13 protein-coding genes and 1 pseudogene are annotated in these 14,836 nt (G+C 33.6%); 5 read left to right on the top strand and 9 right to left on the bottom strand.

Annotation, left to right across the window (positions count from 1 at the left end; all coding sequences use genetic code 11):
• Positions 1-198: 198 nt before the first annotated feature.
• Positions 199-627, top strand: coding sequence for an acyl-CoA thioesterase (locus HMPREF2767_RS08185; protein WP_040928576.1), 429 nt, complete (start codon positions 199-201; stop codon positions 625-627).
• Positions 628-676: 49 nt separating this feature from the next.
• On the opposite strand, the gene HMPREF2767_RS08190 is transcribed toward HMPREF2767_RS08185, so the two are convergent.
• From HMPREF2767_RS08190 to HMPREF2767_RS08215, 6 genes are all read right to left on the bottom strand, one after another.
• The gene (locus HMPREF2767_RS08190) at positions 677-1,144 is read right to left on the bottom strand and encodes a DUF1307 domain-containing protein (RefSeq protein ID WP_070623881.1); all 468 of its coding nucleotides are present in this window, start codon (positions 1,142-1,144) and stop codon (positions 677-679) included.
• Positions 1,145-1,241: 97 nt separating this feature from the next.
• Positions 1,242-1,709, bottom strand: a complete 468-nt coding sequence (locus HMPREF2767_RS08195) for a DUF1307 domain-containing protein (RefSeq protein ID WP_068130134.1) — start codon at positions 1,707-1,709, stop codon at positions 1,242-1,244.
• A gap of 100 nt (positions 1,710-1,809) precedes the next feature.
• Positions 1,810-2,940, bottom strand: coding sequence for a hypothetical protein (locus HMPREF2767_RS08200; RefSeq protein WP_070623884.1), 1,131 nt, complete (start codon positions 2,938-2,940; stop codon positions 1,810-1,812).
• A 108-nt stretch (positions 2,941-3,048) separates the two neighbouring features.
• Positions 3,049-3,867: a metallophosphoesterase gene (locus HMPREF2767_RS08205; protein WP_070623887.1), complete on the bottom strand. Its 819-nt coding sequence runs from the start codon at positions 3,865-3,867 to the stop codon at positions 3,049-3,051.
• 102 nt (positions 3,868-3,969) lie between these two features.
• Positions 3,970-4,656 (bottom strand): DUF4357 domain-containing protein, encoded by a 687-nt coding sequence (locus tag HMPREF2767_RS08210; protein WP_210391816.1) that lies wholly within the window; start codon positions 4,654-4,656, stop codon positions 3,970-3,972.
• Positions 4,657-4,659: 3 nt separating this feature from the next.
• A complete protein-coding gene (locus HMPREF2767_RS08215) occupies positions 4,660-7,713 on the bottom strand; it encodes a type I restriction endonuclease subunit R (protein ID WP_070623890.1) in 3,054 nt (1,017 codons plus the stop codon).
• Positions 7,714-7,863: 150 nt separating this feature from the next.
• Here HMPREF2767_RS08215 and HMPREF2767_RS08700 point away from each other — a divergent pair, with 150 nt between their 5' ends.
• Together HMPREF2767_RS08700 and HMPREF2767_RS08225 are read left to right on the top strand one after the other, a co-directional pair.
• Entirely contained in the window at positions 7,864-9,036 is a 1,173-nt protein-coding gene (locus HMPREF2767_RS08700) for a restriction endonuclease subunit S (RefSeq protein ID WP_070623893.1), read from the top strand.
• A gap of 74 nt (positions 9,037-9,110) precedes the next feature.
• A complete protein-coding gene (locus tag HMPREF2767_RS08225) occupies positions 9,111-10,040 on the top strand; it encodes a site-specific integrase (RefSeq protein ID WP_070623896.1) in 930 nt (309 codons plus the stop codon).
• 32 nt (positions 10,041-10,072) lie between these two features.
• Here the strand turns inward: HMPREF2767_RS08225 and HMPREF2767_RS08230 are convergent, their stop codons facing one another.
• Together HMPREF2767_RS08230 and HMPREF2767_RS08235 are read right to left on the bottom strand one after the other, a co-directional pair.
• Positions 10,073-11,263 (bottom strand): restriction endonuclease subunit S, encoded by a 1,191-nt coding sequence (locus HMPREF2767_RS08230; RefSeq protein ID WP_083302100.1) that lies wholly within the window; start codon positions 11,261-11,263, stop codon positions 10,073-10,075.
• Positions 11,260-12,852 (bottom strand): type I restriction-modification system subunit M, encoded by a 1,593-nt coding sequence (locus HMPREF2767_RS08235; protein WP_070623898.1) that lies wholly within the window; start codon positions 12,850-12,852, stop codon positions 11,260-11,262. Before HMPREF2767_RS08235 ends, HMPREF2767_RS08230 begins: the two co-directional genes overlap by 4 nt.
• Before the next feature lie 375 nt (positions 12,853-13,227).
• Between HMPREF2767_RS08235 and HMPREF2767_RS08240 the strand changes: the two are divergent.
• Together HMPREF2767_RS08240 and HMPREF2767_RS08805 are read left to right on the top strand one after the other, a co-directional pair.
• Positions 13,228-14,076: pseudogene (locus HMPREF2767_RS08240) on the top strand (Abi family protein); the annotation flags it as partial.
• A gap of 183 nt (positions 14,077-14,259) precedes the next feature.
• Positions 14,260-14,412, top strand: a complete 153-nt coding sequence (locus HMPREF2767_RS08805; protein WP_168162135.1) for a hypothetical protein — start codon at positions 14,260-14,262, stop codon at positions 14,410-14,412.
• Between the two features lie 78 nt (positions 14,413-14,490).
• On the opposite strand, the gene HMPREF2767_RS08245 is transcribed toward HMPREF2767_RS08805, so the two are convergent.
• Positions 14,491-14,736 carry a cytoplasmic protein gene (locus tag HMPREF2767_RS08245; RefSeq protein ID WP_068129410.1) on the bottom strand — a complete coding sequence of 82 codons (246 nt, stop codon included), beginning with the start codon at positions 14,734-14,736 and terminating at the stop codon, positions 14,491-14,493.
• Positions 14,737-14,836: the final 100 nt, after the last annotated feature.

Below are 14,836 nucleotides of genomic sequence, written 5' to 3' on the forward strand. Positions count from 1 at the left end.
AGTGGCTAACTTAAACTTGAAATTTAAGATTAAAAAATATTTGTAATTTTATAACATGCCATTATAAGATACTTAACATCGAAAGAGTCCAGAGAACTCATACTTCATTCTTTTTTAAAGCATCACACCTTACATTTCGATATGATAATATTATAAATATCCAAATTTATTTTTATAACCGAAAAGAGGTCAACACATATGGCATACGTTGCTGAAACTGAAATCCAATTATTATATGCAGATACGGACATGATGGGTGTCATGTACCATGGAAATTATATAAAATGGCTAGAGCTTGGGAGAATTCAACTCATTGAAGATCTCGGGTTTAGTTATGTTGAAATGGAAAAAGAAGGATTCGTCGCACCGATTCACAACGTCAATATTACGTACAAAAATCCGATTATATATGGCGACCGTGCATTTGTACGCACGTGGGTAGAAAAGAACACCGGAATTCGCGTGACGTACGGATTCGAAATCGTCAATGAAGCACGTGAAACGTGTGCGGACGGTGAAGTGACATGTATCGTCGGTAAAAAGACAGAAACTGGTTTTCGTCCAGTAAACTTTAAAAAGGCGTACCCTGAATGGTTTAACAAGTACGAAGAAATAAAAGTAAAATAATAAAAAACATTAAAAAACACGTGCGTCTCTATGGTGGGACACACGTGTTTTATTCTTCTAGCGTTAAACCATTTCGCTCGAAAATGAATTTATGCTTATTAAAACTGATTTTCCCGTCACTCATTTCAGCGCGTTCATTTACGATACCCTCTTTAATAAGTGCGCGGAGTTTTTTATCATCATAAAGGATGACCATCTTTTGAGTGATTGTATCATCACTATTTACTGCAAAGTCAAACTTCACAGTCCCTCTTGGTAATCTTTCATATTTTTCTTTTAGTTTTTGTTTTTCATCTTGTAAAGACTCTCTCGCGTCTTTTGTCGTCTCATAGCCCCAGTATTTTAAAGGTGCGGTCGTTTCGTAAATCTCTTTTGTTACCACATTGTCTTTATGATATACCGTCACTGTACGATTATACTCTTCAAACGTTCCAGTAAATACGGACTTTTTTGTAGACACACATGCAGTGAGCACGAGCACTAGAGCGAGCAAAGTGATTATTTTAATAATTTTCAATATAAGCACATACCTTTTAACATTGTATGTGTTATATCGTAACAAATTTTCTTATATACGAACAGCTATAGCACTGTTTATAAACACACACAATCGATTATTCCTGTTCTTTTAGACCGTCTGCTTCGTATTGTTCTTTCGTTTCTTTAAAACTTACTGTTGACGCTGATTTATCACCATCAAGGAAACCAACTTCGATTAATCCTTGAACATTTTCAGGTGTTGTATAATCTAAGTCAAATGTCATGATGATTGCTTGTTTTTCTTCATCGACTTCGACATTCACTTTAACAGCTCCGTCGGGTGCGTTACTTGCAAGTCTTTCATATGTTTCTCTTTGAACCTCTGCTGCTTCTTTTGCTTCATCGTCATTTTCGATACCGCCTGCTTCATAAGACAACTCATATACGAGATGCTCTGACTGTATATCGTCACCTTCAACGACTACTGTTGACTGAACGTCCATGTCGTCAATCGTCCCTGTAAACACGTGTTCTGATGGACCTTTATTACATGCAACAAGTACTATAACCATTAAAGATAATAGTATCGTTCTTAGTTTCATTATTAAAATCTCCCTTTTTCATTTCTATCTATTATACGATAAAATATTATGTATTAGAATAAGTCCAGAAGAACTTATCCTTTTTCAGTATTACCGCATCTTATTTTACTTCTTTCAAGCCACCCGATTTACTAAGAGTTTCTACTGTTTGTGAATGGCTTACAAAATCTGTACCATTGTAACCTGCCGTTACTACATTCGCATCTGCTAATGCTTTAACATTTTCAGGAGAATCGTAGTTTACGATGTGGAAAACTTTTATCATTTCACTTTCTTCATCGTTAACAATTTCAACACTTGCTATATCCTTAGGAACTCCGTTTAATGCTTTTTCAAACTCTTTACTCTTTTCTTCTATCAATTGTTCTGCATCTTTTTTATTTTCAACATTTATATCTTTGTATGCAACTTCAGACATCTGTACTTCATAGAGTATTTGATCTTTCTCAGTATCTACGACATACATTTTATAAAAATCTTCTACATCATTACTTGCTTCATAATAATACTTGTCGTATTTCTCAACATCTTTTTTATCAGCAACGAGTAGTACTTTTTCGTCTAGCGCTTTTTTATCTATGTTAGAATTTGAAGCTGAATCATCTTCAATCACTCCAAGCTCTTTTAATGACTCGATGAATGACTCATAGCTGACAGTTTCTTCTGTTCCATTACCCTCAACGATATCATACGCTATAAATGTTTGGACGTTCTCTGGGTCAGAGTAGTTATAGAACTTATCATACTTTAAAGCTTTTTCGTCTGGAAGGTTTTCTGCAGTCACTTTTGCGACGTCATCCGGAAGGTCTGATAGTAATTGATCATGATAGGCATTTTCTTGATCAACAAGTTGATTGGCTTCTTCTTCATTTTTTAAGTCATAGTATTCATACGGGATTTTTTCAACTTGATGTAGAGTTAAAAGAATATCATTTTCTTTGTCTGCAGTAATCTCAATATCTACTTCAATACCATCAACGACATTTGAGTAGTGTTCTGTCGTCACTTCACCTTTAGTAGCGTCTTTTTGTAGCGTATCTGTTTGATTACTTGTATTTTCTTTTGCATTATCTTTTTTTGTTTCATTTTCTTTTGACGTATTTTCTTGAGTCGTTTCTTCAGTTTTTTCATCTTTTTTAGCTGAAGTATCTTCGGCTTTGTCATCGGTCGGTGACTGACATGCAGTTAACATCACTATAGCAGCAGATAAAAATAATAGCTTCGCTTTCATGATTACTTACCTCTTTCTAAAATACTCAAAATTTTAAGCGTTTTTATTTTTTACAAATCGAATAAGCGAGTTTACACACTCTTTAAAAGAAAATAGTCCTCCTCTGTCCTAGATTTGAATGACATACATCGCATCACGTATCTCTTTTGTGATTACTTTCGTTCTCCATTCTCTTCTATAACCGAGACACGCACATATAAATGTGACGCCATTCTCTATAAAGTTATGACGAAAATGAATATGGCCTGAAACGCTATATTGAATATCATATTCATTATAAAAATCATCATATTTTGTTGTACCCATAAATGCATTATAATAATCGAATATTTTATGAGGCATCGGCACACGGAACTTTTTATTTGTTGCAACATGTGTAACGAGGATGATTTTTTTATCTTTCACTTTTTCGAGATCTTTCTTTGTAAGTTCTGCAAAATAGTTCGCAACGTCTACATCTGAGATTTTAAAGTCAATATTAAACTTATCCTGCCAATGACCACCTTTAAACGCGCGACGCTCTAACTCCTCATAAGAAAATCTTTCGCTCGCAAACGAATAATCATACCACGCAGGACTCCCGACAATTGCCCACTCATCATTAATAATATACGGTTTCTCCAAGAGAGAATTCGGCTGGTGCTTAAAATAATCGTAAATCTCCCACGACGACTTATCATCTCCGCTCGCATTCCAAAAATCATGGTTCCCGGGGATAAAAATCACCTTCACACCCGTCACACATTCAACTGCTTGAGTAAACTGCTGTGACTTTATATGATCATTCGAAATATCGCCCGCGATAATGAGTAAATCAAGCGAAAGACGGCGCACCTCATTCGAAACCTCACGTAAAAAGACCGTTTCATTAATTTCATCATTATGATATCTATCAACATGCAAATCAGAAATTACACCAATTTTCATAAACATCGTCTCCAAAATTGTATATAGGGATAGTGTAGCAAAGAAGTGCTATAAAATTACAGAAATGAAAAAGAAGCTAACAGTTGTTAGCTTCTGAATATATTATTTTTTAGTTCTAAATATATCTAATGGTTTTCCATCACGGGTTTTCCATTCCATCCAGCCGTTATTTTGGTTGCCGATAATTACAAAGCCTGCTGTTGATGGTGACGTACAAATGACATCTTCTTGTAAAATATTATCAACTATATGCGCGAGTCTTCTTGTTTCATTTAAATGTGAGGTATCTCCATCCGGTGCACAAAGGCTTCCTTTTAACACTGTAAAGACACCGTCTTCAACACGAGCTATACCCCTTACTTCACCGAAACCTCTTACTCTTCTATTTAATACGTATTCACCATCAGGGATAAGTGAAGTATCTCTTTTCATTTCTACTTCTTTAGTTGCATCATCAAATGTCTCTTCTTTAGACTTTTCTATAGGAAATACTTGTCTGCCTTCAAATGATGAAAGTAATTGAATGACTAGATCAATATCCAAAGCATATAGTTCTGAATTAGAAACTTTACTCTTTTTAAAAATATCATCTAGCAGTACTTCTTTTGCATGATAATCTTCAACTTCAATAGCGAACTTTCTGTCTAAAGCGACGACGTTAAAATATCCATTCCGTTCAAGAAAGTTCATACGATTTTCGAAGTTATCAACGCCTGTCTTACCGATTTTAACTAGACCTGGAACAGCTGTCGACATCACGTAAATAATCCCTCTATCGATTGTACTCACTCCTTACCTTTCATACAGCGGCGCAATTTCTTTTGCATACGTATCTTTTAAATTTTCTTTGATGACTCTTCGATATCTAAATCGTTTTTCTGCATCATCATTACGCGCTTTGTATGTCTGGTAATCCCCTGAGTCTATTAAATCTCTTTCACCGATTTGATTATCTGAAGATGCTCTAAAGTTATCAACGACAAACATTAAATCATTTTCATTGAGCGCGTATTTATACGCAAATTCTTTGACGACTGTTTCTTTCTCTTGTTCTTTTAGTTGTTCAAATAGAATCATGACATCATCTTTATTATACTTCTCTGGATTTTGCTTAATATTTTTCCAAAGTTTTTCTACGAGATGTCCTAATTTTTCGTTCGACTGTATTAAATCTGAAATGTAAGATTCAATCTCTGATTGCTTTGTCTCTACACGTTCTTCTGGCTCATCATGATTCACACGACTTTCCATTACACTTTGAATAAGCCCTAATATATATTCATGATTGACAGTATCTTTTGAAACTGAATTTATTTCGTATGCAATGTCGATGATGATATCGTCGTCTTCATCGTCTTCACCTGATTCTGCCTTAATTTCCTCGATTATGTTATTATATTTCGCAGTATAGTCTTCCAGCTTCTCATTCGTAATTCCAAATTGTTCAGCAATTTCCTCGGTGTAATCAGAGTATACTTGAAGCTCTTGGAACTTCTTATCAAACGCTTGGAATGCTTTTGCAAACATCTTCTTACTCGTAATCTCTGTTAATAAATCGATACTTTCTAGCTTCGGTGCAATATGCATTAATTCATCGAACGCTTCTTTAAAACTATCAAACGCCTCTTCCCATTTCGGTGCTTGTACAAATGATTCTCCACCGTTTGAATATAAGAAGAGTGCTTCTTTCACCTTTTCTTCAAAAGTATATGGCGTTCTAAACGTCATAATTTGACCGTATTTTTTACCTTCATCATATAAACGATTTGTTCTAGAAAAGGCTTGTATTAAATGATGCGGTGGCATTGGATAACGATCCATAAATAGAATAGCTAAACTCGGTGCATCAAATCCTGTCAATAATCTGTCTACAACAATGACTAAGTCTAACTGCTCTTCTCTGAACTTATACTTGTCTTGTTTTCTTGCAAGACGATGGTTCACGTCTCTGTTATACGCACCAATTTGGTCTAATGTGAAGTTCGTTCCAAACATTTCGTTATAGTCTTCCATCGATTCTTTCATGTATTCTTGATTTTTAAACGAATGCTCTTCGTTTTCTGAAATAGAATACGTAATCGCAACTTTCGGGAAATCTGGAAGTCGTTTCTTCACTTGTTCTGAAATTTTAACTTCGGATTCATCGTTGATCACTTTTCTAAATAAACGATAATAATCTTGAGCACTCGCAATCGATGAAGTCGTTAATATCGCACTATATTGTTTTCCAATCTCATTATGCATGCCAAATTTATGACGCGATTTATTAACAATTTGGTCGATAACTGTTAATTTATGACCGATTGTTTCAAATGCTTCTTTTTTAATTAGTTCTTCTTGTTCTACTGGTTCTAAATCATCAAAGTCCGTAATAGTACCGTTATATTGTCGATCCACATGATCTCTTAATTCGTCTTCTGTAAATGTACTCTTATATTCAATTTGAAAACCGAGTACTGCCTTATCATGAATCGCTTCTTTTACAGTATATTTGTGCAGACAATCTCCATACTGCTCTTCTGTTGTACGTGGAAGATCGGCAAATACTTCTTTAGCATTCTCTTCAAATATTGGCGTTCCAGTGAATCCATACCATAATGATTCTCTAAAAAACTTCTCGATTTCCATTTGTCTTTTCGGTGATATTGCACGATGGCACTCATCCACAACAAATGCGAGTTTCTTACCTCGAATCGATTTCCACTTTGGACTATCTTCATTACCTTCATAACGACGCATAACGTGATTTAATTTTTGAATCGTCGTAACGATGACGGTCTTATCTTTCGAATATAATTTTTTAATTAAATCATTTACGTTATCCGTATCATCAATTGACACAACGTCAGTTGCTGAATAAGATTTAAACGAGTCTCCCGTTTGCTGATCTAAGTCCACACGGTCAACGATGAATATCGTTTTTTCAATGCTATTCATAAGTAATAAGTTTCTCGCGACTTTATATGACGTTAATGTTTTACCAGAACCTGTCGTATGCCATACATAGCCTGATTTATGTAGCTTAGAAGCATCTTGAACCGCTTCAATCGCGTGAATTTGATACGGTCTTAGTAAAATAATCGAACGTCTCTCACTATCTAATACAGAATATTGTCCGACCATTTTATGTGCCTGTGGAATAGATAGTACATCTTTCGCAAAGTCTAAGTAGTTATTCACTGGTTTATTATTCTCATCCACCCAGCGTGTTAAAAACTTAGAGTTCAATTTCCCTTTTTGGGCTGCCGCAATATAGCGCGTATCAACACCGTTTGTCACAACAAACATTTGAATCGAAGAAAATATTCCCTTAAACTTACCTTCACCAGAATACTTATCAATTTGTCTAAATGCATCCATATAAGACGTCGAACGATTTTTAAGTTCGATATGAATCATCGGTAACCCATTAATTAAAAGTGTAACATCAAAAATACGATTACGATCCGTACTACTCGTCTTACTCGCTTGATACTGATTAATAATCTCATAAGAAGACGAACCACCTGCAATATCACGATTATTCATGACCATTAAACGAATCTCACCGACACGCGGATCATCACGAACGACACGCACATTCGCAATCCCATTTTCACCTGCTAAAAACTCAGCCGCACGGTAAAAGTTCGGGAAACTCAGTTCGTTCTTAACCTGCTCAAACTCCTTATCAGAAAGCGGCACATCATCTAAAACCGCTTTATTGTTCATATTCAACTTATGACGTAAATTCTCCCACAAATCATCCTCAGTCCGTAAATCATCACGATACGTCCACTGAGACACATTCTTAGTTAACTCTTCAATCAAACGACGCTCCATCGTCTCTTCAGCCGTAAACCTCATACACTCACTCCAAATAAAATACCTAGTGAGTATATTATACATTAGAAAGAACTTTAATTTACGCATATGAAGAGTAATAATAAAAAATTAGAGAGTAATAGTGTATTTCGAAATAACACATGATTTAGATATAGTTCATGTATGTCATGAGTGGAATGCGAGTTAATAATCGTAAAGTGCTTTATACGAACTTGGGAGCAGGAAAAGCTTAAAAATGTAGTAATTACTAACCCTTATGAAGAGTTACCAGAAAAATTTAATTATGTTAATTTAGAGTCTGTTTTAGGAACTAGTCTTATTTCATATGAATGCACAAATATAGAAAATGCTCCTTCTAGAGCTCAAAGACTTGCAAAAAAAGGAGATATATTCTTTCAAAATGTTAGACCGTATCAGAAGAATAATCTTTTGTTTAATTTAGATTGCAGTAATTATGTATTTTCTACAGGGTATACGCAGCTAAGACCGAAACTCAATTCTGGATTTTTATTTTCAATAATTCAAAAAAATAAATTTGTAAATAAAGTGTTAAATAGATGTACGGGGTCAAGTTATCCAGCTATAAGTAGTAAAGATCTTGTTGATATTAAAGTAAACATTTCTAGAAATATCGAGGAACAGAATAAAATAGCTGATTTTATTGGAACTATCGATAAATTACTTACTCTTCATAAGCGTAAAATCGAGTTAGAACTAAAATATGTTGAAGCTTTAAAAGAGAGTTTTATTCCATATTCAGAACAAATTCAGAAGAGCTTTAATAATATAGAATATAGGGTTGTAAAACTAGAAGATATTTTAAAAGAAAGAAAAGAAACAAACGTTCCTAATGATGAGTATCCATTGGTTTCCTTTACTGCTGATGAAGGAGTAACAAAAAAAACAGAGAGATATAATCGTGAGTTTTTAGTTCGAAAGAGTGAGAAAAAATACAAGAAAACCTTATATAATGACCTTGTATATAATCCAGCTAATCTAAAGTTTGGTGCTATTAATAGAAATACTTTCGGAAATGCAGTGTTCTCTCCAATATATATTACTTTTACGACAAACCAAGATTCTGAATATCTTGAGTATGTATTTACACAGTGGAATTTTATTAATAAAGCTCTTAAGTATCAAGAAGGTACTGTTTACGAAAGAAGTAGTGTTAAGCCAAAAGATTTTTTAAAAATTAAATTAGCTATTCCAAATGATATTAATGATCAGAAATTTATAGCTAGCTTGATTGATCAAAAATTGATAGCTACAAATAAATCAAAAGCTTTTCTAAAAAAACTAGAGAAATTAAAAGATTATTACTTAAAAGATTTATTTATTTAAACAATATTAATACGTAAAATACTTTTTTAAACTTTACACTAAACCTCTAAAAACTATTTTGGAGGTTTATTTTTATGGTTAGAAAATTAAGTAAGAATCGTTTGTTTCACAGCTATTTTAAGGATTGGGTGGAACTCTATAAAGTTGGAGCAGTTAGAGATGTAACTTTAAATAAGTACAATATCACCTATCGTCGACTTAAAGAGTTAGCGCCTGATTTAAAAATATCTCAGTTGAACAGAATGACGTATCAAAAGTTGATTAACGATTATGCTTTAACACACGAAAAGCAAACTACAATGGATTTTCATCATCAAGTTAAAGCTGCTATTTTAGATGCTGTGGACGAGGGTTTAATTGAAAGAGATCCAACTAGAAAAGCAGTAATTAAAGGGAAGAATCCAGGTGATAAGAAACAAAAGTATTTAAACCAGAGTGAGTTACAAACCCTTATTTCTACTTTAGATCTTAAAAGTGTAATAAATAGAGATTGGTTTATATTACTCGTTGCTAAAACAGGACTTCGATTCTCTGAAGCACTTGCACTTACGCCAAATGATTTCGACTTTAAAAACCAAACATTATCTATATCAAAATCTTGGAACTACAAAAATAAGAGAGGTGGGTTTATACCAACAAAGAATGAGTCATCTAATCGTAAAATACAACTAGATTGGCAAACATGTATGCATTTTTCGAACTTAACTATAGGTCTACCAAAAGATAGACCAATGTTCATTAGACGAAGAATATTTAACTCAACAATTAATGACTATCTAAAAAGAAAATGCACAGATGCTGGAATACCAGTAATTTCAATCCATGGACTTAGACATACGCATGCATCGTTATTATTATTTGCAGGTGTATCGATTGCAAGTGTATCAAGAAGACTTGGGCACTCAAACATAACGACAACTCAGCAAACCTACCTACACATTATTAGAGAATTAGAAAATAAAGACAATCATAAAATGATGCAATTCCTAGCGACTATAGTATAAAAAAGAGTCCCAATGAAAATTGGGACTTTAAGTTAAATAAAAAGATAATTTAAATATTCATTCTTTAAAGACTCAAGTTTATTTAGTTTTTTGTTATGAAGAGTAATTAGTTTTTCATAATATAAAATCATATTAGAGATTTTTAATTGCTCTTCTTGAGACGGAAAACTAACATAGTATGTAGAAAGCTGTGGGGCTGTTAGTTGCGGCACACCTGTGGATTCGTTATAAATCTTTAAATTATTAATTAAAAGTTCTAAAAATTTCCCTTGAATTACTGAGGAACTAATTACAATTAATCTGACTACCGGAGTAAAAGGTCTTTCTCTTAGCTTTGCGTATCCCACGTCTCCTCTTCCAGATACGGTAACTTTACCTTCCGAAAATCTATAATCACTATAATATCCGATGATACCATCGTTTTCTTTCCCATTTGCTATAACAGGATATTTCCCATTTTCTAGCAGTTTAACTTTGTCGACATCACCACCGACTTTAAAATCACACATTACTCCAAGCTTTTCCTGCTCCCAAGGTTCAGTAAACCCTTTAAAACGTAATTGAATATCACCTTGTTGTGAAATAAACATTTTATTTAAATATAGATTTTTCTGATCTTTTAACACTTGCATTTTACGCTTATGAAGAGTAATCATGCTTTCCAGTTTATAAAGAATTTCACCAATCTTCTTTTGTTCATTAAAACTAGGTAATTCAACGACCAATCTCATAACATTAGTTTTAGAAATGTTGTATCTAGAAATTCCTTGTGCAAGTATATACATTTTCTTTCGGAAGGTTGGTGTTCTAAATAAATAACTTGAAAAAATAACATCTAAACCAGTTTCTTTATGGGGCCTCAATCCAAAAGAAAAGCTATTTAAATAAAGGTTTTCTATATCTTCTCCCATTACAGAAGACATACCAACTTCTTCTGGAATCTCTGAAGAAATCGTAAAGAATATATCCCCATAACTAACTTTATTTTGCTTACTTTCTACATTTACTTTTTCTAAATTATTTACATCAACAATATGATTGTTAAATATATTTTTATATGGGACATATAAAGATTCTCCATGTCCGAAGTCTTTTTTTGTTTTACCGCTTAGACCTGAATAATCTTTTCCTATTTCTTTTAACTTACACTGCTCCCAATCTTCACTGAATCCTTTGAATCTTAGCTTAGGCACTAGTCTCTGCTTACCTTGTTTTTTCATCATTTGAACATCTCCCTTGTCGCCTCGATGATTTCTCTTGATTCATCTGTCACTTCTAACTCATCAAGCATTGCAAGGAATTCTTTCTCCGCTTCAGCGATCTCTTTATTGATCTCCTGCATTTCTTTTGATAATGCTTTTATATCGATTGGTTCTGGCTCTTCGAATGTATCGACGTATCTCGGGATGTTTAAGTTAAAGTCGTTTTCTTGTATCTCTTCAAAGTCTGCAACGTAAGCATACTTATCTACGAACTCTCTATTTTTATATGTCACTAATATTTTATTGATATGTTCCTCTGTTAAGTGGTTCTGATTTCTCTTTTTCTCGAATTCCGCTGACGCATCTATGAATAGAACGTCACGGTTCGGACGGTCTTTTTTCAGGATTACGATTGTCGTTGGAATAGATGTGTTAAAGAATAGGTTCGAAGGTAATCCAATTACCGCGTCTATTGATCCATCTTCTAATAATTTTTTTCGGATTGCTTCTTCTGCACCACCACGGAATAGTACACCGTGTGGGAGTACGATTGCCATCGTTCCTGTATCTTTTAAGTGATAGAATCCGTGTAATAGAAATGCGAAATCCGCTTTTGATTTTGGCGCAAGTCGGCCATATCTAGAATATCTGTTATCCATTAGGAAGCCTTTTTCTGCAGACCATTTTGCTGAATATGGTGGGTTCATAAGTACCATATCAAAGTTTGTAGGTTCTTCTGTTGGCCAGTCAGCATCTAACGTATCTGCGTTATGTAGGTGTTGCTGCGCAATTGGTACACCGTGTAAAATCATATTCATTCGTGCTAAGTTATATGTCGTATTGTTTAGTTCTTGACCGAAATATGAGATTTTTCCTGGATGATTTGAATATTTTTTCGCGTTTAGCATTAAAGAACCCGACCCCATCGTTGGGTCATATACAGTAAGCCCTTCTTTATCTTCCTTACCTTCAATAGCGATACGAGTCATTAATTCTGATACAGGTTGAGGTGTATAGAACTCCCCTGCTTTTTTACCAGATTCAGACGCAAATTGTCCGATTAAGTATTCATAAGCATCACCAAGCACGTCACCAGCGTGACCTGTTAAGTTTAATGTAGACAGTTCTTTCATCACTGATGCGATTAATTCGTTTTTCTTATGATCTGTTGTTCCAAGTCGACGTGCATATAAATCAATGTCTTCAAACAGATCTTCAAATGCTTCAGATGACTGCTCGATATCTTTAAACCCTCTCGCAAGAGATTCTAATTCAAACGTACCATCGTTAATTTGTGACATTAAGTTTGTGAAAGTTAATTCTGGTTTAATTGTATATGAGAATGTATCTTGTACATCATATAATAAGTCTTCACGGTCTTCATCGTCACTGTATATTTCTTCATAAATTTGCTGTGCTTCATTTAAATCTTGAGTTGGTGACTCCATTAATTCAGATATGTAATATAACATTTTGTCAGATAAGTATTTGTAGAAAACAAGGCCCAGCAAGTAATCTTTATATTCATTCGCATCCATTTTAGAACGCAATAAGTCTGCTGAATTCCATAATGTTTGGTACAACGTTTTTGTGCTAATTTTTTCTGTCATTGTTAGATCTCCCTATATTAAATTTTAATAGAAAAATAGCCCTCCTAAGCAATAGTCTTATTTACTTAAGAAAGGCTAATTAATAAACAAATTCAATCAACTTTTTAGTATAATATATTTAATTATGTATAGATATAAAAAGAGCCTTGCCATAAATGACAAGGTCAGTCTGCTATCTATATTATATAATATAGATATAGTTTGTCAAATCTGGTTATTTTACTTTTACACTTTTTAGGTTAGGAGTGAGGTGTTGATTAAGCAAGACAAAGTCTTTAAAACTTATGCGCAACAATTAAAATTACTTAAGTCCAGAGGACTAGATGTTTTTCCGATTTATTATAATTTAAACATAATTAAAAGAGTAATTATTATAATTTAATCAATGGATATTCCGACTTGTTTTTATCAAACAAAAGTAAGGGAACCTATATAAAAGGTAGCTCTTTGCAAGAAATATACGCATTATATATGTTCGATAAAAGACTACGAAGTCTTTATCTTAATGAAGTTTTACGAATAGAAGAACTAGTTAAATCATCTATTGCTTATAATTTCTCTATGAATTTTGGTTATAAAGACTATGAATATTTACATAGGAATAACTTCACACCCTATAGTGATGGCATCAAAAATACAGATGTAAACTATTTAATCAGCAAACTAACAAATAATATTTGGAAATCTAAGAATGTACAACCATATATTAAACATTATAGAGAAGAACATAACTATGTACCGTTATGGGTCTTGGTTAATTCGATGACTTTTGGAGAAACAAGTAAGTTCTACTCACATATGAAACATCGTGAAAGAAAGTCTGTGTCAGATAATTTTGACCATAATCATCCTATATCACCGAAAAACTTTAATAATTATTTAAAGACATTAGGTATTTTTAGAAACATACTTGCTCATGACGAGAGATTCTATAACTTTAAGAAAAGAAATAGATATGGAAAACCCTATGTCATTAAGTTTGATGGGTATTTGAACTTAACTGAGATTGACTCTTCTGTTGCAAGTTTAACTTTTATTCTGAAATTATTATTAGAACCAAAAGATTTTAATACTTTTGCAGATCAACTTACCAAAGAATTTATGAACTTGAGCGAAGAATTAGTAACTATAGATTTCCAAGCAGTTTTAAATCAAATGGGATTCATATGTCCATCTTCAAACATCAATAATTTAGATGATGTTGTACGTATATTAAAAATCTGACCTATTTTAGATTGATATTAGTTATAAAAATATTCGAGCGCCCTATCGTCGGCGAACTGAAATCTTCACCGTCGCTAACAGGGTTATCGTCGGCGAGTTTTTAAAATACCGACGGTAAATCGAGTATCGTCGGTGAAAAAGTGGTTCCCTGAGAATTCGCCGACGATTCGATGATTCCCGTCGGTGAATAGAAATTTGGCCGACGATAAGTCTCATAGCGTCGGCGGGAAGTCTGTTTCACCGATGATTCGCGACGGACAATTGTTTTTCATCGAGTTATCAAGCATTGATCCTAATTTTTTCGATTTACTTTCACAAAATGAAATACCCGTTTAATGATATACGGCCCTCTACTTTTTCAAATAAAAAAGACGATAGAATTTTCATTTCTATCGTCTCGCATTATATTTTCGTTTAGAACCAGTGATTGTGCATTTTCTCTAATGATTCTTTTGTAAGTGGATATCCAACCGATTCTCCTATGACAGCGTCGATACCACAGTATGGACAAATGGCTGTCTTATCTCGATAATCTATGCTCCATTCAGTTATTTCTCTCGGTGAGAAGATACTAACACAATGGAAACATCCACATCGTTCTTCACTTTCTAGCATCGTTTTATTGGCAGTACTATACTTATGAGCGGTTATATGATCCATAATATCTCCTTACAGTACATAGTTTTTATTATTATATCACTAAGTTTAAACCTAGAGAAGGAAGACTTTTAGTCATTTCATTAAGGTTACTTCCAGAGAT

Source organism: Nosocomiicoccus sp. HMSC067E10 (genome assembly GCF_001810835.1).
Classification (GTDB): Bacteria; Bacillota; Bacilli; order Staphylococcales; family Salinicoccaceae; genus Nosocomiicoccus; species Nosocomiicoccus ampullae_A.